This window comes from Pseudomonas sp. OVF7 (genome assembly GCF_030644265.1).
In the GTDB taxonomy this organism is placed as follows: Bacteria; Pseudomonadota; Gammaproteobacteria; order Pseudomonadales; family Pseudomonadaceae; genus Aquipseudomonas; species Aquipseudomonas gorinensis.
Genome location: NZ_CP128996.1, coordinates 5,054,014 through 5,074,655, shown reverse-complemented (window position 1 = coordinate 5,074,655; position 20,642 = coordinate 5,054,014). Strand labels below are relative to the sequence as shown.

General features: G+C 61.1%; 21 protein-coding genes. 8 read left to right on the top strand and 13 right to left on the bottom strand.

Going from position 1 to position 20,642, the window contains the following annotated elements; translation table 11 throughout:
- The first annotated feature begins 178 nt into the window (after positions 1-178).
- Positions 179-931, top strand: coding sequence for a TetR/AcrR family transcriptional regulator (locus QU606_RS22905; protein WP_069076510.1), 753 nt, complete (start codon positions 179-181; stop codon positions 929-931).
- 281 nt (positions 932-1,212) lie between these two features.
- Here QU606_RS22905 and QU606_RS22900 read toward each other — a convergent pair whose 3' ends face one another.
- Both QU606_RS22900 and QU606_RS22895 read right to left on the bottom strand, forming a co-directional pair.
- Positions 1,213-2,274, bottom strand: coding sequence for an FUSC family protein (locus QU606_RS22900; protein WP_024076195.1), 1,062 nt, complete (start codon positions 2,272-2,274; stop codon positions 1,213-1,215).
- 314 nt (positions 2,275-2,588) lie between these two features.
- Complete coding sequence (locus QU606_RS22895; RefSeq protein ID WP_069076511.1) at positions 2,589-4,205, bottom strand: NADP-dependent glyceraldehyde-3-phosphate dehydrogenase; 1,617 nt, start codon at positions 4,203-4,205, stop codon at positions 2,589-2,591.
- A gap of 138 nt (positions 4,206-4,343) precedes the next feature.
- Between QU606_RS22895 and QU606_RS22890 the strand changes: the two genes are divergently transcribed.
- The 3 genes from QU606_RS22890 to QU606_RS22880 all read left to right on the top strand — a co-directional run bounded on the left by QU606_RS22890 (position 4,344) and on the right by QU606_RS22880 (position 7,900).
- Positions 4,344-5,207: a Dyp-type peroxidase gene (locus QU606_RS22890; protein ID WP_024076193.1), complete on the top strand. Its 864-nt coding sequence runs from the start codon at positions 4,344-4,346 to the stop codon at positions 5,205-5,207.
- A gap of 127 nt (positions 5,208-5,334) precedes the next feature.
- A complete protein-coding gene (locus QU606_RS22885) occupies positions 5,335-6,699 on the top strand; it encodes an MFS transporter (RefSeq protein WP_024076192.1) in 1,365 nt (454 codons plus the stop codon).
- Positions 6,700-6,769: 70 nt separating this feature from the next.
- Entirely contained in the window at positions 6,770-7,900 is a 1,131-nt protein-coding gene (locus QU606_RS22880; protein ID WP_193689509.1) for an MFS transporter, read from the top strand.
- A 27-nt stretch (positions 7,901-7,927) separates the two neighbouring features.
- On the opposite strand, the gene QU606_RS22875 is transcribed toward QU606_RS22880, so the two are convergent.
- On the bottom strand, positions 7,928-8,449 hold the full coding sequence (locus QU606_RS22875; protein WP_024076190.1) for a DUF3087 domain-containing protein: 522 nt from the start codon (positions 8,447-8,449) through the stop codon (positions 7,928-7,930).
- Between the two features lie 126 nt (positions 8,450-8,575).
- Between QU606_RS22875 and QU606_RS22870 the strand changes: the two genes are divergently transcribed.
- On the top strand, positions 8,576-8,755 hold the full coding sequence (locus QU606_RS22870) for a hypothetical protein (RefSeq protein WP_024076189.1): 180 nt from the start codon (positions 8,576-8,578) through the stop codon (positions 8,753-8,755).
- 12 nt (positions 8,756-8,767) lie between these two features.
- The gene (locus tag QU606_RS22865) at positions 8,768-8,968 is read left to right on the top strand and encodes a DUF6021 family protein (RefSeq protein WP_193689508.1); all 201 of its coding nucleotides are present in this window, start codon (positions 8,768-8,770) and stop codon (positions 8,966-8,968) included.
- A gap of 31 nt (positions 8,969-8,999) precedes the next feature.
- Here QU606_RS22865 and QU606_RS22860 read toward each other — a convergent pair whose 3' ends face one another.
- Entirely contained in the window at positions 9,000-9,236 is a 237-nt protein-coding gene (locus QU606_RS22860) for a DUF6555 family protein (protein ID WP_024076187.1), read from the bottom strand.
- A 121-nt stretch (positions 9,237-9,357) separates the two neighbouring features.
- On the opposite strand from QU606_RS22860, the gene QU606_RS22855 reads away from it, so the two are divergent.
- The gene (locus QU606_RS22855; protein WP_193689507.1) at positions 9,358-10,182 is read left to right on the top strand and encodes an arylamine N-acetyltransferase; all 825 of its coding nucleotides are present in this window, start codon (positions 9,358-9,360) and stop codon (positions 10,180-10,182) included.
- Between the two features lie 81 nt (positions 10,183-10,263).
- Here QU606_RS22855 and QU606_RS22850 read toward each other — a convergent pair whose 3' ends face one another.
- Genes QU606_RS22850 through QU606_RS22840 form a run of 3 tightly spaced genes read right to left on the bottom strand, consistent with a single transcriptional unit; the run spans position 10,264 to position 13,049 of the window.
- Complete coding sequence (locus QU606_RS22850; RefSeq protein ID WP_024076185.1) at positions 10,264-11,265, bottom strand: NAD(P)H-quinone oxidoreductase; 1,002 nt, start codon at positions 11,263-11,265, stop codon at positions 10,264-10,266.
- Between the two features lie 2 nt (positions 11,266-11,267).
- The gene (locus QU606_RS22845) at positions 11,268-11,600 is read right to left on the bottom strand and encodes a carboxymuconolactone decarboxylase family protein (RefSeq protein WP_024076184.1); all 333 of its coding nucleotides are present in this window, start codon (positions 11,598-11,600) and stop codon (positions 11,268-11,270) included.
- 12 nt (positions 11,601-11,612) lie between these two features.
- Entirely contained in the window at positions 11,613-13,049 is a 1,437-nt protein-coding gene (locus tag QU606_RS22840; protein ID WP_024076183.1) for an NAD-dependent succinate-semialdehyde dehydrogenase, read from the bottom strand.
- A gap of 310 nt (positions 13,050-13,359) precedes the next feature.
- On the opposite strand from QU606_RS22840, the gene QU606_RS22835 reads away from it, so the two are divergent.
- The gene (locus QU606_RS22835; RefSeq protein ID WP_193689506.1) at positions 13,360-14,286 is read left to right on the top strand and encodes a LysR family transcriptional regulator; all 927 of its coding nucleotides are present in this window, start codon (positions 13,360-13,362) and stop codon (positions 14,284-14,286) included.
- Positions 14,287-14,366: 80 nt separating this feature from the next.
- On the opposite strand, the gene nuoN is transcribed toward QU606_RS22835, so the two are convergent.
- Genes nuoN through nuoI form a run of 6 tightly spaced genes read right to left on the bottom strand, consistent with a single transcriptional unit; the run spans position 14,367 to position 20,632 of the window.
- Positions 14,367-15,830, bottom strand: a complete 1,464-nt coding sequence (gene nuoN, locus QU606_RS22830) for an NADH-quinone oxidoreductase subunit NuoN (RefSeq protein WP_024076181.1) — start codon at positions 15,828-15,830, stop codon at positions 14,367-14,369.
- A gap of 7 nt (positions 15,831-15,837) precedes the next feature.
- Positions 15,838-17,370, bottom strand: coding sequence for an NADH-quinone oxidoreductase subunit M (nuoM, locus tag QU606_RS22825; protein ID WP_024076180.1), 1,533 nt, complete (start codon positions 17,368-17,370; stop codon positions 15,838-15,840).
- 39 nt (positions 17,371-17,409) lie between these two features.
- On the bottom strand, positions 17,410-19,263 hold the full coding sequence (nuoL, locus tag QU606_RS22820) for an NADH-quinone oxidoreductase subunit L (RefSeq protein WP_304997553.1): 1,854 nt from the start codon (positions 19,261-19,263) through the stop codon (positions 17,410-17,412).
- Complete coding sequence (nuoK, locus tag QU606_RS22815) at positions 19,260-19,568, bottom strand: NADH-quinone oxidoreductase subunit NuoK (protein ID WP_003174727.1); 309 nt, start codon at positions 19,566-19,568, stop codon at positions 19,260-19,262. The genes nuoL and nuoK overlap by 4 nt, the downstream gene beginning before the upstream one ends.
- Before the next feature lie 2 nt (positions 19,569-19,570).
- On the bottom strand, positions 19,571-20,074 hold the full coding sequence (gene nuoJ / locus QU606_RS22810; protein WP_003174726.1) for an NADH-quinone oxidoreductase subunit J: 504 nt from the start codon (positions 20,072-20,074) through the stop codon (positions 19,571-19,573).
- A gap of 9 nt (positions 20,075-20,083) precedes the next feature.
- Positions 20,084-20,632: an NADH-quinone oxidoreductase subunit NuoI gene (nuoI, locus tag QU606_RS22805; RefSeq protein ID WP_003174725.1), complete on the bottom strand. Its 549-nt coding sequence runs from the start codon at positions 20,630-20,632 to the stop codon at positions 20,084-20,086.
- Positions 20,633-20,642 lie beyond the last annotated feature (10 nt).

The following is a 20,642-nucleotide window of genomic DNA, read 5'->3' as shown; positions in this document are numbered from 1 at the left end:
TGAAACGATTTCCAATGCGGCGCCTCACGCCCACAAAAAAACCTTCGGCGGCCTTCAATGCGCCACACTGCAAGGCTTTTCAATCATATGGCGCAGTGTCACTACTTGATTTCGAACGACGGCCCCGGTATAAAAAATCAAATAATTTTTTAAAACATATTTCCCACGTGGAACTTCTATGGTCGCGAAGAAAGTCAGCGCTCCAAACATTACCAAGACTCGATTGCTGGATGCGACAGAGGCTCTCTTCATAAAGTACGGATATGACGCGGTTTTGTTACGGCAGATTACCGAACGTGCCCAGGTCAACCTGGCCGCCGTGAACTACCACTTCGGGGACAAGGACTCCCTGATGAAAACCCTGCTGATGCAGCGCCTGGAGCCGCTTAACGAGCAGCGCCTGGAGTTGCTGGCACGCTGTGAAGCCGAATCCGACGGGCCCCTTGATTGCGACACGCTGCTGGGCGTGCTGTTTGCCCCGGCCATGGGCCTGGAACGCAGCGACCCCGCGAGCGGGGAAGGGCGCTCGTTCATTCGCTTCCTCGGGCGGGTGTACAGCGACACGTCGCCGTTTATCCAGGAATACCTCAAGGTGCATTACCAGCCGGTGTTCCAGCGTTTCTTCGAAGCCTTCGCCCTGGCCTTGCCGGACTTGCCGCGCAACGAGTTGGGGGTGCGCCTGCAATTTGCCCTCAAGGCGATTTCCGGGGTGATGGCCGGTACCGAACTGCGCCTGTTGATGAACTCCATGAGCCTGGGCCGCCCGGCCACGGATGCCGAGGTGATGGCCAAGTTGATCACCCTGGTGTCGGCGGCGATTCGCGTGCCGCAGCAAAGCCCGGAGGCGGAAAACGCGTTGGCCAAGGTGCTGGATACCCAGCGGGCCATTCGCGAACAAGCGGCAGCCCCCGCCGCCAAGGCCTCACGCTGACCTCCCTGTAGGAGCGAGCTTGCTCGCGAAGAACGCACGATCACCGCGGTTAACCAGCCTGAGACCGCTGCGTTATCGTTTAATGCTTTTCGCGAGCAAGCTCGCTCCTACAGTGTTTTGCGCAGGCAAAAAAAAGCCCGCTGGGGCGGCGGGCTTGATGTGCAACGTTTGTAACGGATGAGGCTTCACCCTACGTCCCGGGATGTGAATAATTCGTGAAAAAAATGTAAGAGAAAGTATGAAAGTGTTGACGTGCTTAAACACGTCAAAAGGCCATCTGTTTATATCTTCCAGTGCCCCGCGCTTTTGGCCAGGCGTTGACGCAGTGCATCCACATTTGCCGCCAGTTGCACCGTCAACAATCGGTAGCCATCCAACGCGCTATAGACCGGCGCATCCAGTGTCGGCTTGTCGCCTCCGAGGTGGCCAGGCCGTTCCAGGCGCTCTGTCACCCCGGATTTCAACGCCCGCGCCATGCCCACCAGCTGCACGCGAATCTGCCGGTGCTCGGCCTTCAACATCACCTGCATGCGCGCCATCGCCTGCTCGTCACGCGGGTCCGGCCGGGTATTGCCGAGAATCTCCAGGGTGCTGATACACATGCGCAGGTGGCGTTGGATGTGGTCCAGCTCGGTCATGGAAATTCGCACTTCCTTGGACACCGATGGCATCAGTGAGCGCAACTGCACGATGGCCGCGTTCAAACGGTTGAGCAGTTTAAGGTGCTCATCATCGGTGACCGACTGGCCGTTGATGATCCGGCTATAGATCGCGGCACAGTCGCGCAATGCGCTGGCCAGGTTGTAGCGCCACGAATACACGGCGTACAGCGGCAGGGCGAAGGAAAATGCCAGGGCCAGGACGATACCGATCAGGATATCGACGGTGCGCCACAGGCCATCCGACAGCGGGTTGTCACCATGCCCGGCGACGATGAACACCGTGATCGCCGACAGCAACGCGATGTAGCCGCCCTTGCCGATGGCGTGATAGGAAAAGAACCCGCACACCACCGACATCAACAGGTAGGTCAGCAAGGGTTGGCCGAAGTAAGCCTGTTGCACCACCAGCAGCAAACCGACGCTGGCGCCGATCAAGGTGCCGTAGGCGCGCTCCACGGCTTTCTTGCCGATATTGCCGTGATGCTGCAAGCCGCCGATCACGATCAGCATGGTCACCGACGCCCACTCACCGTGGGGAAGGTTGATGCCGGTGGTCAGCAGGATCGTCGCCAGCAAGCCGATGGACACGCGCACCGCGTGGATCAGCTTGGCATGACGATAGCGGCGATACGGGTCGAGCAGGGGGCGCAGCAGGCGCCGGGCGAAGAGGGGTAGATTCATCGGGAGTAAAGGGGCCTCAGCTAGTCAGGGCGAATTCGGTTCAAGTGTGGGAGGGGGTAAGCTCTAATGCACTTCATCAGTTAAGGAAGAATGCTGTCACTGTGGCGAGCGGGCTTGTCCCGCGTTGGGCTGCGCAGCAGCCCCAAAACCAGCCCCTGCGCAATATCGGGTACACCGCATTTGTCCTTCATTGGGGGCGCTTCGCACCCCAACGCGGGACAAGCCCGCTCGCCACAGGTTACCGGTCGCCCGTTCTATCTCTTAACTGACCGGCATTATGGCTTGCCCCCTCCCACATTTTCTGCGGTGCGTTTTTAGAAAATGTAGTCGGTGGTCAGGAAGCTCGAATCGCGGTTGCGCAGGATCTCGCTGAGCAACGCCTTGTTGCTGTCCTGGAACTTGGTTGCCACCAGGGTGCGGATCGAAAATACGCGCAACGCATCATGCACCGACAGCGTGCCCTCGGCCGAGTTCTTGCGGCCGTTGAAGGGGAAGGTGTCCGGCCCGCGTTGGCATTGGGCATTGATATTGATCCGGCCGACCTGGTTGGCGAAGGTGTCCACCAGGCGTCCGATTTGCACAGGGTCGGTGCCGAACAGGCTCAACTGTTGGCCGAAGTCCGATTCGAGCACGTAATCGACCACGGTTTCCAGGTCGCGGTAGGGCACGATCGGCACCACCGGGCCGAACTGTTCTTCGTGGTACACACGCATTTGCGGGTTCACCGGGTACAGCACCGCCGGGTAAAAGAACGACCCGCGACTGACGCCACCCTGGGCGTTCACCACCTGGGCGCCGTGCTGCGTCGCATCCGCCACCAGCGCCGTGAGGTAATCCACCTTGCCCACTTCCGGCAGCGGCGTCAGCGACACGCCGTCTTCCCACGGCATGCCGGGTTTGAGCGTGGCCAGTTTCTGGTTGAACTTCTCGATAAAGCGATCGACCACGTCTTCATGCACAAACAGGATCTTCAAGGCCGTGCAACGCTGGCCGTTGAACGACAGCGAGCCAGTGAGCGCCTCGCTGACCGCATTGTCCAGGTCCACCTGCGGCAGCACGATGCCGGGGTTTTTCGCGTCCAGGCCCAAGGCCGCGCGCAGGCGGTGTGGCTTGGGATGCAGTTTTTTCAAATCACTGGCGGCCTTGTTGGTGCCGATAAACGCAAAGATATCGATCTTGCCGCTGGCCATCAGCGCGCTGACGGTTTCGCGGCCGCTGCCGTAGATCACATTGATCACCCCGGCCGGGAAACTGTCGCGGAACGCCTCCAGCAACGGACGGATCAGCAGCACACCCAGCTTGGCCGGCTTGAACACCACGGTATTGCCCATGATCAGCGCGGGGATCAGCGTGGTGAACGTCTCGTTCAAGGGGTAGTTGTAGGGGCCCATGCACAGCGCCACGCCCATCGGCACGCGGCGGATCTGGCCGAGCGTGTCCTGCTCCAGTTCGAAGCGGCTGCTACGGCGATCGAGTTCCTTGAGGGCATTGATGGTGTCGGTGATGTAGTCGCAGGTGCGGTCGAACTCTTTTTGCGAGTCCTTGAGGTTCTTGCCGATTTCCCACATCAGCAGCTTGACCACCGCATCACGTTGTTCGCGCATGCGCCGCAGAAACGCTTCGACATGCAGGATGCGTTGCGCCACACGCATTGTCGGCCATTCACCCTGGCCACGGTCATAGGCGCGCACGGCGGCGTCGAGGGCGGTGAGGGCGGTGTCGGCATCCAGCAGTGGTGTGCTGCCAATCTGCACACGCGTGTCGCCCAGTTGCACGGGGCTGAGGACCTGGGCCAACGGACCGTCCCAAACCCGCAACTGGCCGTCGACCAGGTAATCACGCTGTTCGATAGGGGCCGCCAGGCGAAATTGCTCGGGAATGTCGGCGGTGGAAACGGGAAACAGCTGGGCGAGCAGGTTATCGGTGGTCATGTTGCTACCCCTGGAATAGTTGCAAAACATGACTAGAGAGTCACCCAACAACGGTCTCCATGGCAAGGCTTGTGCGCTTTGCAGTACGCAGGGGCGCGCGTGGCGGGTAAACTGCGCGGCTTTCTTGAAGGAGTTCATATGAGTCAGTACCAGCCGGGCATTCTTGCCGCTCCGGTGCCCTTGCAGGCACGCCATCTGTTTTTTGCCGTGGATTCCCTGGACGCCGTGCCCGCTGCGCTGGATGCGTTGGTGCAGCGTGTGGATTCGGCGGCCGTGGTCGGGTTCGGTGAGCCGCTGGTAACCGCCCTGGGCGCACAGATCGACGGTTTGCGCCCATTCCCGGCTGTCAGCGGGCCAGGTGCGCACAACCCCTCCACCCAGCAGGCGCTGTGGGTGTGGTTGCATGGTGTGGATCGCGGTGAGCTGCTGTTGCGCAGTCGCGCCTTTGAAAAAGCCTTGGCCCCGGCTTTTCGACTGGTGCAGTCGACCGAAGGTTTTCGCTTCAAGACCGGCTTCGACCTGACCGACTACGAAGACGGCACCGAAAACCCCCACGACGATGCCGCCGTGGAAGCCGCGCTGACCGACAGCGGTGCCAGCTTCGCCGCGATCCAGCAATGGCAGCACGACCTCGATGGCTTCGCCGCCTTGCCCGCCGAGGAGCGCGACCACATCATCGGCCGCCGCCATGGCGACAACGAAGAACTCGACGACGCCCCCGAATCCGCCCATACCAAACGCACCGCCCAAGAGAGTTTCACCCCGGAAGCTTTCGTGGTACGCCGCTCGATGCCGTGGGCCGAAAATGGCCAGGCTGGCTTGATGTTTCTTGCCTTCGGCCATTCCTTCGACGCATTCGAAGCGCAACTGCGCCGCATGAGCGGGCTGGAAGACGGGATTGTCGATGGCTTGTATCGCATCAGCACGCCGTTGACCGGCGGCTACTACTGGTGCCCGCCGCTTCAGGCCGGGCGCCTGGACCTGGGTGCACTGACGGGCTAAGCGATCCACCCCACGGGCCTGCTGTTTCGAAGCGAACATGAAAACTCTGACAGACAGGCAATCGATCACTGAAAAATGTCGGCACAGCCCTTAGTCTAGAGGCCTTTGTCACCCGCCTGGATCGTTCATGTCTTCTGTTGCCGATGGGTTGCCCTTTAACAAACGCCTGCCGGCGGTCATCGCCATTTCCCTGGGGATCGGCATGGCGACCCTGGACACGGCCATCGTCAACACGGCGCTGCCGACCCTGGCCGAAGGGATCGGCACCGATTCCGCCTCGGTGATCTGGGTGGTCAATGCCTACCAGTTGGCGATTATCGCCACGGTATTGCCGTTCGCTTCGTTGAGCGATGTGCTGGGCCATCGCCGGGTGTACCTCGGCGGTTTGCTGCTGTTTATCCTGTCTTCGCTGTTTTGCGGATTGGCCGGGTCGCTGGTGACCCTGACGGCGGCGCGAGTGGTGCAGGGGTTGGGCGCGGCAGCCATCATGAGCGTGAATACGGCGCTGTTGCGGCATATCTACCCGTCGAAAATGCTGGGCCGTGGCCTGGGCTACAACTCGTTGGTGGTGGGGCTGGCCTTTACCCTGGGGCCGACCGCCGCGTCGGCGATCCTGTCGGTGGCGACCTGGCACTGGCTGTACCTGATCAATGTGCCGTTGGGGCTGTTGGCCCTGGTGTTGGGCCTGCGTTCATTGCCGACCCTGCCCATGACCGGGCATGCCTTCGACCGTCTGGCGGCCGTGCTGTGTGCCGGGTTATTTGCCTTGCTGGTCCTCGGCCTGGGCACGGCGGTGCACGGCGCCCAGGGCGCACTGACCCTGGGCCTGGTCGCGCTGGCGCTGGTCTGTGGCGCGTTGCTGTTGCGCCGGCAGGCCGGGCACCCGGCGCCGATGCTGGCCCTGGATTTGTTCAAGCGGCCGGTGTTTGCCTTGTCTTCCCTCACGGCGATCTGCGCGTTCAGCGCCCAGGGCCTGGCCTTTGTGTCGCTGCCCTTTCTGTTGCAGGCGGTGCTCGGGCATAGCCAAGTGGAAACGGGCTTTCTGATGACGCCCTGGCCAGCCGTCGTGGCGGTCATGGCGCTGGTGGCGGGGCGCCTGGCCGACCGTGTCTCCCTGGGGGCGCTGTGCGGCATCGGCCTGCTGATGCTCAGTGTCGGCATGGCCGCGCTGGCGACACTCGGCAGCGGTGCGTCGACGTTCGATATCGGCTGGCGCATGGCACTGTGCGGCGCCGGGTTTGGCTTTTTCCAGTCGCCCAACCTCAAGGCGCTGATGACCAGTGCGCCGTTGGCGCGCAGCGGTGGGGCCAGTGGCATCGTGGCGATTTCACGGTTACTGGGGCAGACATTGGGCGCCTCGCTGGTGGCATTGTGTTTCCACCTGTTCCTGGGCAGCGGTCCGCAATATGCCTTGTGGCTGGGCTGCGTGTTCGCGTTGGTGGGCGCCGTGGCCAGTGGCTTGCGCTTACTGCCCTATGGGGAAAAAGCGTGATTGGGCGTTGTAAAAACCGGCGTGGGAAGGCTACCTTGGCGACCTGAATATTTCGGGATGTTTCAGATTTATGTCCAGCCTGGCCCTCCGCACCGCTGATACTCACTCCCGTCGCGCCGCGCTGACCCTTGCCTTATGCCTGCCCAGTGATGTGTTGCTCTACCTGCTGCTGCCGATGGAGTACCAGGCGTTCGGCATCACTTTGGCCCAGGCCGGGGTGTTGTTGGCCGCCAACCGCCTGGTACGGATTTTCGGTTACCGGCATGTATTGAATTTTTACGCGCGCCACGGCGACCGCTTGACCTGCATGATCGCGGCGGGGGCCGCGACATTGTGCGCCGTGGGCAATTCGATGCTGTCGGGGTTTGCCGCCCTGCTGGGCTTGCGCCTGGTCTGGGGCTTGTGTTTTGCCGCGTTGAACCTGTCCACCCAGGTGCTGGCCACCTCGGAGCCTGCGGGCGCCGCGCGCCGGGCCGGGCGATCGCGGGCGTTGATTGCGCTTGGGCCGATGCTGGCCTTGCCCCTGGGTGGGTTGCTGACGTTGTGGGCCGGGCCGCGTCCGACTTTCCTGATTCTTGCCGGCTGCTGCCTGGTGGGGCTGTGGATGGCGCGCGGTTTGCCCGGCACCGGGCACGACTTGCACAGCACCCCGGGGCGCCGTTTCAAATGGCCCGACAGTGTGGCGCTCTGGTCATTTATCGAAGGCGTGGCGCTGGATGGCTTGTTTATCTTCGGTCTGTCGATTCAGGCGCAGAAGATCATGGGCGGTGACGCGGTGCTGATCGCTGGGGGCTTGATGGCCCTGCGTTACCTGTCGGAATTGCTCCTCAGCCCCTTGGGGGGGCGCGCGGCACAACGCTTCGGCGCCACCGCCATGTTGTTGCTGTTTTCGTTCTTGAGTGCACTGGCCCTGGCTGCGTTTGGCAGCTATTGGGTGATCATCGGCGCGGCGGCGGTGCTGGTGCTGCGTGCCTTGCAACTGCCCCTGGTGACTACCCTGGTGGCCGAGCGCAACCCCGGTGCCATGCGGGTGTCGGCGTTGGCGTCGAACGCAGTGTGGCGCGATATCGGTGCCGGCCTCGGGCCGCTGCTGGCAGGCCTGTTGCTGCCGGTGGCGTCGGCGCCCTGGGTGTTTGGCCTGGCGGGCGCGGCGATTGCGGTAAGTGCGCTGTTCTGCTGGCGCGCCAAGCGTTCCAGCTGATGGGGCAGGGCGCGTGTATCCGCAGGCTCAAGCGGCTTTGATACTGTCCAGCCAGGCGGGGTTGAAGCGGGTTTGTTCGGTGTCGAGCCCCAGCGCCTGCATCTTGGCCTTATGCGCCTCGATCTCGCCAACCAACTGCGCCTGGGCGCTGGAGTTGGCGTCCAGCTCGTGCATTTGCGTCAGCCCCAGGTGGTAGAAGCGCAGCACCTTGAGCGCGGTCGGGTCGTTGGCCTGCACCCGTTCGGTCACGGTGTGCATCACATTGGTCACGCGCATCAACTGGCGCTTGAGCTGCCAGCCATACACCGCGGGCGCGAGCCACGGCTGGTGCCACAACGGGCCGCGCACCAGGGCAACAGTGATCAACACGCCGGCAAATACACCACCGACGTTGAAGCGAAAGTTATCACCACCAGGCTCGCCGAACAGCATCACGGCCAGGCTCGACAGCAGCATCGCCAAGGCCACGAAAAGCACGGCCACGATCAGCGTGCTGCGACGGGTCTGACGGCGGTAGGTGACGGGGTCGCAGGGTTTGAGCTCGAACATCCGGGGCAGGTCTCCAGAAGGAATGTGCCGGCATCTTCTCATGCCTGGGGCAATCAAGTTGAACGATGGTTTGCGGTACTTCCTCTAAAACGATGCAGGCCACTAACCCCCGTGAGGTGAAGCATCATGCCCGAATACAAGCAGCCGCCGCCCGGCACTCCCGACCCCGACCGCACACCCGGTGAAGAAGAGCGCGATAACGATGCATTGCGCCCCAATGATCCGAAGGAGCGTGACGAACACGATGAGGTGGAGCGCGTCGAGCAAGACCTGGAAACCCTCCACGACAAAGCCCGCCCGCTTTAACAGGAGACAGTCATGAATAAACCCTTGGATGGCCCACACTCCAACGAACATGCCAGCGGCCAGGATGAGCTGGGCTTCGACCCGGACTCGCCGGATGTGGCAGACCCGCAGGTCGACCCGGTAGGTCCGGCCATCGCCCCGCTGGATAGGAAAGGTAAGGACGAGGCGAAAAAAAAGCCGCCCTACGATCCGTTGGGCGACTTGAAACACTAATACGGGCCCCGCCATTGAGCGGGGCTTTGCTTTATTTGGGCGGTGTCCAACTGACGTCGGTGATGCCGTATTTCTCTGCCCAGGGCCGCGTGGTTTTTTTCACCTGCTCGTGACCTACCCGGCCGATACGACTGACATGGGCGATGTCGGCGTCGACGGCTGCCCAGTGCCAGGCTTCGGCGTTGTTCATGATTTCTGCGCGCACCACAAAAGATTTCGGCTGGCCGTGCAGTTGGTAGTGGATGGTGTAGATTTTTGCGGTACTCATGTTGCCTCCCTGTCTTGTTCATAGATGGAGAGGAAAGCGTCCAAAAAGGTTCACTCAAAATGACAAGGTGCATGCCAGGACGGCATAGTGACGCCTTTGCACCGTGCCCAAGGATCGCGCCATGCTCCAGCTGACCCATAGCCGTTTGTACCTGCAACACCTCGGTTACGATGCGCCGCCCCCGCCTACGTTGCAGACCCTGCGGGATTTGCAGCTGCGTCATGTCTGCCGCTTTGCCTTTGAAAGCCTGTCGACCCTGATGAAGCTGCCGGTACCGATCGACCTGCCCAGCGTCGAGCAAAAAGTGTTGTTCGAGGGGCGCGGTGGTTATTGCTACGAGTTGAACCAGATGTTTCTCGCGTTGCTGCAGGAACTGGGTTTCGACGCGCGTGGGATCACCGGCAGGGTGGTGATGGGCGGGCCACCCGATGCACGCACCGCGCGGACCCATCGCCTGAGCCTGGTAACCCTGGACGGCGTGCGCTATATGACCGATGTCGGCTTTGGCGGCATGGTGCCCAGCAGCCCGTTGCTGCTGGACACCGAAGCGGTGCAGGCGACCGCCCATGAACCCTATCGCCTGACCTTCAACGACGGCAGCTACACCCTGTGGGCCCTGGTCGCCGGGGAGTGGCGCGGCTTGTATGTGTTCGACCTGCAAGTGCAGGCGGACATCGATTATGAAATCGGCAATTGGTACGTCTCCACCCACCCAGGTTCGCCGTTTCTTGGCCAGTTGAAAGTGGCACTGCTGGCGCCCGGTCGACGCCAAACCTTGAACAATGCTGACTATGCGATTCACACCCTGGATCGCCCCAGCGAAAAACACCGGATAGACAGTGCCGACGAATTGTCGAGGGTGCTGCACGATACCTTCGGTATTCGCCTGCCAACGCATCCGCAACTTCGCGAAGCGCTGGAGGGCTTAATCCTGGGGCGTCCGTAAGCGCGCGACGAACCGGAAATCAACGAGCTTGACGGGAAACTCACCAACAACGTTTTTTAGGGTGGCAACCTGCTGCCGGGCTTAAACCAAGTCAGCCGGTTGCATCGTCAGAATGATTTTTCCAACATTCTCGGATGATTCCATTCGGCGATGGGCATCGGCCGCACGAGACAGCGGGAACGTGCTGTCAACGACCGGCTCCAGACTTCCGGCGCCCTCGAAGCGATCAAGCCAATGCGCGCGGAAGCGCTTGATCATGTCGTGCTTCTCTGGCTGTGTACGGGACTTCATGACCGTACCGATGATTTGCAAGTGACGGTAAAGGATGTGCTCCAGTTCTACGCTTACCTTACCGCCTCCGCCCAGGATACCGACCTGCACCAGCCGGCCTCCATGGGCAAGGGAAGCGATGTTGCGTGCGAAGTAGGGCTCGCCCACGAAATCAATGACGACATCAACCCCTCGACCATGGGTTTTATCGGCGATGACTTGGGCAAAATCCTGCGTCTTGTAGTCAATGGCCGTATCGGCTCCCAAATGTTCGACACGCGCCAGCTTGCTGCCGTCGGTTGTCGCATACACCGTGGCCCCGGTGGCGTATGCCAGTTGCACGGCGGCAGATCCCACACCACCCGCAGCGGCATGGATCAATACCGAATCGCCGGACTTGAGCCGAGCCAGGTGCATCATTGCTTCATGGGCGGTGACGAAGACCTCGGGAATAGCGGCTGCGTGCACATAGTCCAACTGCGCAGGAATAGGCATGGCCATGCGATAGTCGATGCGTGCAAGCTCGGCGTAGGCCCCACCGCCGACAACGCCCATCACTCGATCTCCGATCTCAAAATCCTTGACCTCATCACCTTTGCCAATCACCTCGCCGGCGATCTCCAGACCGATGATCGGTGAGTCACCGAAATTTGGATGGCCGTAGCCACCTGTTCGATGGGTCAGATCCGCACGGTTCACACCCGCCGCATAGACCCGTACCAGCAAGTCAGTCGGGCGGACTTCAGGGGTGGGAGCGTCTGCCAGTTCAAGTACGTCCGCCGCGCCGAAGGCGCTAATGCTGATGGCTTTCATGGTCAGTTTTTCTCCGATTCGGTAAACGTGGCATTGGCGATAGCGGAGGCGGTGATGGCGCCTGGAAAGCCTACGTAGAACGCCAGGTGAGTGATCGCGGCGGCGATTTCGTCATGGGTCACCCCGTTGCTGACTGCCCGTCGCAAGTGCGCGGGCAACTCTTCAGAGTGACCGCCGGCAATCAATGCCGCCACGGTGATCAGGCTTCGGTCGCGCGGGGACAATGCCGGGTCGCTCCAGATCTGCGGATACAGCGTTGAATCGACGAATTGCGACAGCTTGGGTGTAAACGCCCGGGCCGCTTCACGAGGGCTGCTGAAATTGAGCGTGGACATGATGAGGTCTCCTTAAGCCTGGCTGATGAATTTGTGGGTGAGGTAGTGCTCGATGCCTTCAATGCCGCCTTCCGAACCGTGGCCGCTTTCTTTCATGCCGCCGAAGGGAAGTTCCGTGGCGACGATGCGGTATTGGTTGATGCCGATCATTCCGGCCTCCAACCCGTCAGCGACGTCAATGGCTGTTCGAGCGCTGGACGTGAACGCGTAGGCTGACAGCCCGTAGGGCAGTCGATTTGCCTCCTTCAAACCATCCGCCAAGTGATCGAATGGCATCAGTACGGCGATAGGCCCAAAGGGTTCTTCATGCATGACTCGGGCGCTCATAGGCACATCCGCCAACACGGTGGGCTCAAAAAAGTAGCCGCTGCATTCCAGGCGTTTACCACCGGCCAACACGCGTGCACCTTTGGCGACGGCATCAGCCACCAACGCTTCCATCTTGGCCAACTGCCTTGGATTGGCGAGCGGTCCAACCTGGGTACCAGGCAGCAGGCCATCGCCAATGTTCAACGCGAGGGTGGCCGTCACAAAGTGATCGACAAAGGTTTCGTAGACGTCACGCTGAATCAGAAACCGCGTTGATGAGATGCAGACTTGGCCAGTCCCGCGGAACCGATTGGCAACGCCTTCGACGGCGGCTTTTTCGACGTCGGCGTCATCGAATACCAGCACTGGCCCGTGCCCTCCCAATTCCAGGGTGATGGGCTTGACGCCTTCTGCCGCGCGGGCTGATAGCAGCCGCCCGATGGGAACCGAACCCGTAAAGGTCACCTTTCGAATGATGGAGGAGGCGATCAGGTGGCTGGAAACCTGATCCGGTACACCAAAGACCACCTGCAACACGCCTTTAGGCAAGCCTGCATCGTCGAGTGCACGCGCCAGGGCCAGCGCCGTGGAGGGGCTTTCTTCCCCTGGCTTGAGGATGACACTGCAACCTGCGGCCAAGGCTGCCGAGAGCTTGCGTGCGGGCGTAATGGCTGGGAAATTCCAGGGCGTGAACGCAGCGACAGGACCGATCGCTTGGCGTTTTACCAGTTGCAGCACACCGGGACGATTGGCCGGCACTACGCGCCCATCGATGCGGCGTGCGCTTTCGGCAAACCACTCGAAGTATTCAGCCGCACGCGTGACCTCATCCAGGCTTTCTGCAAGCGGCTTGCCCTCTTCAAGGGTCATTTGCTCGGCAATGTGGGGGGCGCGCTCCAGGATGAGATCGGCAGCACGTTTGAGAATTTTTGCGCGCTTGTCAGGTACGGTCTGGCGCCATTGCTCAAAGCTCAGTTGCGCCACTTCGAGGGCGTGATTGAGGTCGTCGGTGGTGGCGAGTGGAACGCGCCCGATCTCACGTGCGGTTGCGGGGTTGACGACAGCAGCGGTTGCGCGTCCTTCGGCACTGATCCATTCACCACCGATAAAGAGATAAAGCGGGTCGTAAGACGTGTTCATGGGGTTGCCCTTCGGTTGGATTATCAAACGTTCATACAGCTCGGCGCCTGGGGTGCCGCGGCAGTGCTTGTTCAGGCGCCCTGTGCAACCCAGTCTATGGACTGGGAACCGTTTGATTTAGCCGGCCAGGAGGGAATCATTGTTGTGTCTGGAGGGAATATCGAGCACAGGCAGGAGCGTGTAGCATCTGCACTGCCGCACGCGTCATGCGGCGATGACTGTCCGGATCGAAGGTCAAGACGTTAGTGTTTTTTGGTGGCGTACTTCTGCAGTGAAGAACGTTGGGAATTGGATCGACAGGTAGATCTGGATGGATAAGCTTACGAACATGTCGGTGTACGTCAAAGTGGTTGAGATGGGCAGTTTTACTGCTGTGGCTAACCATCTTGACTCTACGGTCGGCAATGTCTCGCGTGCGGTTTCCGCGCTGGAAAACGTGCTCGACACCCGCCTGTTGCAGCGCTCGACCCGCCGTCTTTCGGTGACGGACGCTGGCCGGCGCTTTTATGAGCGCTGTACCAAGATTCTGGCGGACCTTGAAAACGCAGAAGCCGAGGCGAGTAATGCCGCGCTGAAACCCAGGGGGACATTGCGTGTGCATTGTGTGCCGGGGCTGGCGCGGCAGTTGGTCACCTCGGCCGTGCTGGAGTACCGCCGGGAATTCCCCGAAGTCACCGTGGACTTATTGCTTTCTCAGCGAATGCCTAACCTTTTGGAAGACCAATTGGACGTGTCTATTCTGATCGCCCGCACGCTGCCGGATTCAGCGTATGTCAGCCAAAAAATCGGTGTTAGCCATTGTGTGCTGGTTGCGTCTCCAGCCTATCTGGAACGACACCCGGCCCCTGTGACGCCGGAAGATCTCAATGATCACCAGTGCTTGCTGTTGGGCACCGTCGATTATGTGCGGGATGAGTGGCAATTGAAGAGCAAGGCCGGGGATGCCACGTTCGCCCCCCAGGGCCCGAGTTTCAGCGTCAATGATATGGACGCAATGGCGTCCGCCATTCGAGAGGGCGCAGGCATAGGTTTGCTGGCCGGCTTTTCAGCTATCGAGGACCTGCGTTCAGGCAGGCTCGTGCGTGTTCTGCCTGAGTATCACACCTACGAGCGCAATGTTTACGCCGTCTACAAATCACGGCAGTTCATCGATGCAAAAATTACCCGCTTCATCGAGACGTTAAAAAATCGGGTCGGCACTGAGCTGATGATGACCGCTCAGGAACTGATTGTTTGAACGAAGCCTGGAACCATTCCCCAGTATGCAAAACGGCGCCCGAAGGCGCCGTTTCTGTTTACTGACATCCCGCTAGGCAATCAAACGCCCAGCACCGCGTGCTGCACCAGGGTGAGCAACGGTTGTGGGTACACGCCCAGGAAGAAGGCGAGCAGGGCGATGGCCAGCAGCATCACGCCACCGGCTTTCTGTTCCCAGTGCAGCTCGGCGTCAACACGGCGCAGGTTTGGCTCGATCAGGTACAGGGTGACCATCACGCGCAGGTAGTAGAACACGCCGATGGCACTGCCCAGCACCAGGGATGCAACCAACCACCACTCGTGGGCTTCGACACCGGTAGCGACGATGTAGAACTTGCCGATGAAGCCCGCGGTCAGCGGGATACCGGCCAGGGAGAGCATCATCACGGTCAGCACGGCGGTCAGGTACGGACGGCGCCAGAACAGGCCGCGGTATTCGTACAGGGCGTCGGCGTCACGGCCTTTGTAAGGCGAGGACATCAGGGTGATCACGCCGAACGCGCCGAGGCTGGTGATCACGTAGGTGACCAGGTACACGCCGATCGCTTCCACGGCCAGGCCTTTGCTCGCCACCAGGGCGATCAGCAGGTAGCCGAAGTGGGCGATGGACGAGTAACCCAGCAGACGCTTGAGGTTGTTCTGGGTCAGTGCCAGCAGGTTACCGAACAGGATCGACGCAATGGCGATCACGGTCAGCACGTTGCTCAGCACGCCGGTGTTGGCGGCAGGAGAGATCTGGAACAGACGCACCATCACCGCAAACACGGCAACCTTCGACGCGGTGGCCAGGAACGCGGCGACCGGCGCCGGGGCGCCTTCGTACACGTCCGGGGTCCACAAGTGGAACGGCACCAGCGACAGCTTGAACGCCAGGCCGATCAGCATCATCGCCAGGCCCAGTTGGGCAATCGGCGCGGGGCTGTTGGTGGCGGCCAGGGCGTGACCGATACCGGTGAAGCTCAGGCTGCCGGCTTCGGCGTAGAGCAGGGCCATGCCGAACAACAGGAACGCGGAACCGGCGGCCGACAGCACCATGTACTTGATGCCGGCTTCCAGGGAGCGCTTGTTGAAGAAGGCGTAGGCCACCAGGCCGTAGGTCGGGATCGACAGCAGTTCCAGGCCGATGAACAAGCCGGCCAGGTGCTGCGCGCTGACCAGCACGATGCCGCCGGCCGCAGCCAGCAGGATCAGCAGGTACAGCTCTTCGCGGTTGCCCGGGTAGCCCGTGCCGCCTTCGCCGAGGTAGGCGTGGGCGAGGGTGACGCAGGCCAGGGTCGCCACGAGGATCAGCGCGATATACAGCAACGCGAAGTCATCGATCATCATCAGCGGGGTGACCGCCAGTGGTGCGACCTTGAGTGCCGGGATAATCGACAGCAGGGCCAGGTTCAAGCCCGCGCAGGACAGCAGGAACGTTTGCGAGTGATTGCGGCGCCAGGCGATCGCCAGCATCACCACCACGATGGTGAGGCTGGTGATCAGCAGCGGCGCAAGCGCGATAAAGTGTTGGATCGTGAATTCCATAGCGCTCTTACCGGGCCGAAGCGAGTTGAGAGAAGGCGGTGCCGAACCACTGCTGCACGCCATGCATCGTTGCGGCAGAAGTGTCCAGGAACGGTTGCGGGTAAACGCCGATGTAGATCAGCAAGACCGCAAGGCCGAGCACCATGATCAGTTCGCGAGCATCCATCCCGTGCAGCACGGTGTCGGACTTGGCCGGACCGAAGTACGCGCGGTGGATCATGATCAGCGAGTAGACTGAACCGAACACCAGGCCGGAGGTGGCGATGGCGCTGATCCATGGCGTGTGTACGAACGAACCCATCAGGATCAGGAACTCGCCGATGAAGTTGCCGGTACCCGGCAAGCCCAGGGACGCGGCGGCGAAGAACAGGCTGATCGCCGGCAGGTAGGCAATGCGCGACCACACGCCACCCATCTCACGCATGTCACGGGTATGCAGGCGCTCGTACAGCTGGCCACTGAGGATAAACAGCGCGGCAGCCGAGACACCGTGAGCGAGCATCTGGATCACCGCGCCTTGCAACGCCAGCTGGCTACCGGAGTAGATGCCGATCAGCACGAAACCCATATGGGAAACAGACGAGAAGGCGATCAGACGCTTGATGTCGGTTTGCGCAAAGGCCAGGAACGCACCGTAGAAGATCCCGATCAGACCCAGGGTCATGGCGATCGGCGCGAACTCGGCCGAGGCATTCGGGAACAGCGGCAGGGCGAAACGCAGCAGGCCATACGCAGCGGTCTTCAGCAGGATACCGGCCAAGTCCACGGAACCCGCGGTCGGCGCCTGGGCGTGGGCGTCAGGCAGCCAGGAGTGGAACGGCACCACCGGCAGCTTCACCGCGAAGGCGATGAAGAAGCCCAGCATCAGGATGTACTCGGTGGTCAGGGACATCTTGGTTTTCAACAGGTCGGCGTAGTTGAAGGTAATCACGCCCGTGCTGTTGAAGTTGACCAGTACCAGGCCAAGGATCGCCACCAACATGATCAGGCCGGAAGCCTGGGTGAAGATGAAGAACTTGGTCGCCGCGTAGATCCGGGTTTTCTTGCCGTCCGAAGAACTGTGACCCCAGAGCGCGATGAGGAAGTACATCGGCACCAGCATCATTTCCCAGAAGAAGAAGAACATGAACAGGTCGAGGGCGAGGAACACGCCGACAACGCCGCCCAGGATCCACATCAGGTTCAGGTGGAAGAAGCCCACGTGACGCTGGATCTCTTTCCAGGAGCAGAGTACCGAGAGGATACCCAGCAGGCCGGTCAGCAGGATCATCAACAGCGACAGGCCGTCGAGGGCCAGGTGCACGTTGATGCCGAAGCGTTGGATCCACACGTGCTTGAATTCAAGCGCGAACGTCGGATCGACACCCGGTGCCGGAGCAAATGAATAGTCGCCATGGGCCCACAGCCAGAGGCCGAGAGCGAGTTCCAGGGACATGGTCAGCAACGCAATCCAGCGGGGGAGGGTGGCGCTGAAGCGTTCACCCATCCAGCAGAGCAGGCCGCCGATAAAGGGGATCAGGATTAGCCAGGGCAGAATCATGACGGGCTCGTTTCCTTTCGCAAGTTCGCAAAGTTCATATCAGACCGCTACCACAACGATGGCGCCGATCACCAGCACGGCACCGGCCGCCATGGAAGCTGCATACCAACGCAGTTGGCCCGTCTCGGTACGGCTCAGGGCGGTGTGACCGCCTTTGGCAGCGCGCGGGATCAAACCGATGGTCTGGTCCAGCGGGTCTTTACGCAGTACATGACTGATGGCCAGGTATGGCTTGACGAACAGTTTGTCGTAGATCCAGTCGAAGCCCCAGGCAGCGAACCACCAGGCCGAGAGGAAACGGCCGACGCCACTGTTGGCCACGGCGGTCACGAAGCGACGCTTGCCGAGGAACAGCAGGGCCGCCAGCAGGATACCGGCGATGGCAATGGCGCCCGAGGCGATTTCCAGGCTGTGCTTGGCGGCGCCACCGGCATGGCCGGCGCTTTCCGGCAGTACACCGGCCAGTGGCGGGGTGATCAGGGCGCCGATGAAGGTCGACAGGATGATCAGCACCGACAGTGGCAACCAGTGGGAGATGCCATGGCCTGCGTGGGCTTCGGTCTTGGCTTCACCGTGGAAGGTGATGAAGATCAGGCGGAAGGTGTACAGCGAGGTCATGAATGCACCGACCAGGCCTGCATACAGCAGGTTCTGGTTACCGCTGGCAAAGGCTTCCCAGAGGATTTCGTCCTTGGAGTAGAAACCGGCGGTCACCAACGGCAAGGCGGCCAACGCGGCACCACCGACGATGAAGCTGGCGTAGGCCAGTGGCAGTTTCTTCCACAGGCCGCCCATCTTGAAGATGTTCTGCTCGTGGTGGCAGGCAACGATCACCGCACCGGAGGCAAGGAACAACAGGGCCTTGAAGAAGGCGTGGGTCATCAGGTGGAAGATCGCCGCGTCCCAGGCGCCAACGCCCAGGGCCAGGAACATGTAGCCGATCTGGCTCATGGTCGAGTAGGCGAGGATACGCTTGATGTCGGTCTGCACCAGCGCGGCGAAGCCGGCCAGTACCAGGGTCACGCCGCCGACCACGCCCACCAGGTGCAGGATGTCCGGCGCCAGGGTGAACAGGCCGTGGGTACGGGCGATCAGGTAGACACCGGCGGTCACCATGGTCGCGGCGTGGATCAGTGCCGAGACCGGTGTAGGGCCGGCCATCGCATCCGCCAGCCAGGTTTGCAGCGGCAGCTGTGCGGATTTACCCACGGCGCCGCCCAGCAGCATCAGGGTCGCCAGGGTGATCCAGAAGTCACCGACCTGGAATTTCTGCGGTGCCAGCACCAGCAGTTCCTGGATGTTCAACGTGCCCACGTGTTGGAACAGGATGAACAGGCCGATGGCCATGAACACGTCGCCGATGCGGGTGACGATAAAGGCCTTGAGTGCCGCGTTACCGTTGTTGCGGTTGCTGTAGTAGAAACCGATCAACAGGTACGAGCACAGGCCCACGCCTTCCCAGCCGAAGTACAGGAACAACAGGTTATCGCCCAGCACGAGGAACAGCATGCTGGCGATAAACAGGTTGGTGTACGAGAAGAAGCGCGAGTAGCCCGCTTCACCGCGCATGTACCAGGACGCGAACAGGTGGATCAGGAAGCCCACGCCCACCACCACGCCGAGCATGGTGATCGACAGGCCGTCGACGTAGAGGGCGAAGTTGGGCTTGAAGCCCTCCACCGACATCCATTGCCACAGCACCAGGGTGTAGTGACCGCCTTCGGGTGGCGCGACGTTGAATTGCCAGATGACGTAGGCGGCGACGATCGCCGACAGGCCAATGGAACCCACGCCGATCAGGGCAGAAAGGTTTTCCGACCAGCGTCCACGGGAGAACGACAGCAGCAGGAAACCGATCAGGGGAAATACGAAAGTCAGAAAGATCATGTTCATCCGCGCATCTCACTGGCAGCGTCGATATCAAGCGTGTGGAAGCGACGATACAGTTGCAGCAGGATCGCCAGGCCAATACTGGCCTCGGCGGCTGCCAGGCTGATCACCAGGATGAACATGACTTGTCCATCCGGCTGGCCCCAACGTGCACCCGCCACGATGAACGCCAGTGCCGCAGCGTTCATCATGATTTCCAGGCTCATCAACACGAACAAAATGTTACGGCGGACCATCAGGCCGACCAGGCCAAGGCAGAACAGGATGCCGGCGACCGCCAGACCATGCTCCAAAGGGATAGCAGGCATCGTCATTGCTCCTTGGCTTCGTTGCGGCCCAAGTGGAAGGCGGTGATGGCTGCGGCGAGCAGCAGCATCGAAGCCAGTTCGACCACCAGCAGGTACGGGCCGAACAGGCTGATGCCCACGGCTTTCGCGTCCACGGTGGTGTGGCCGATGGCCTGGCCGCTCTGGTGAGCGAACAGCACATACAGCAGTTCACCCAGCAGCAGGGCTGCGAGGACGACCGGGCCGAGCCAGATGCCGGGCTTGAGCCAGACGCGCTCCTGGGCGACCGAAGCCGGCCCGAGGTTGAGCATCATCACCACAAACACGAACAGCACCATGATGGCGCCGGCGTAGGCGATCACTTCCAGGACACCGGCGAACGGTGCGCCGAGGCTGAAGAAGGTCATGGCCACGGCGATCAGCGAAATGATCAGGTAGAGCAGGGCGTGCACGGGGTTGGTGTTGGTGATCACGCGAAGCGTGGACACAACCGCGATACCCGATGCGAAATAGAAAGCGAATTCCATCTTTCTTCCTTAAGGCAGCAAGCTCTTCACGTTGATCGGCTCGGCTTCGTTTTGTGCGGCGCCCTTCGGCTTACCGGCAACGGCCATACCTGCAACACGATAGAAGTTGTAATCAGGGTTTTTACCGGGACCAGAGATCAGCAGATCTTCTTTCTCGTACACCAGGTCCTGACGTTTGAACTCGGCCATCTCGAAATCCGGTGTGAGCTGGATCGCGGTGGTCGGGCAAGCTTCCTCGCACAGGCCGCAGAAAATGCAGCGCGAGAAGTTGATGCGGAAGAAGTCCGGGTACCAGCGACCGTCTTCGGTTTCAGCTTTCTGCAGGGAGATGCAACCCACCGGGCACGCCACGGCGCACAGGTTGCAGGCTACGCAACGCTCTTCGCCATCGGGGTCGCGAGTCAGCACGATGCGGCCGCGATAGCGCGGCGGCAGGTACACCGCTTCTTCCGGGTATTGCAGGGTGTCGCGTTTGCGGAAGCCGTGACCGAACACCATCACCAGGCTTCGCAACTGGGTACCGGTACCCTTAACGATGTCGCCAATATATTTGAACATGGGTCAAATC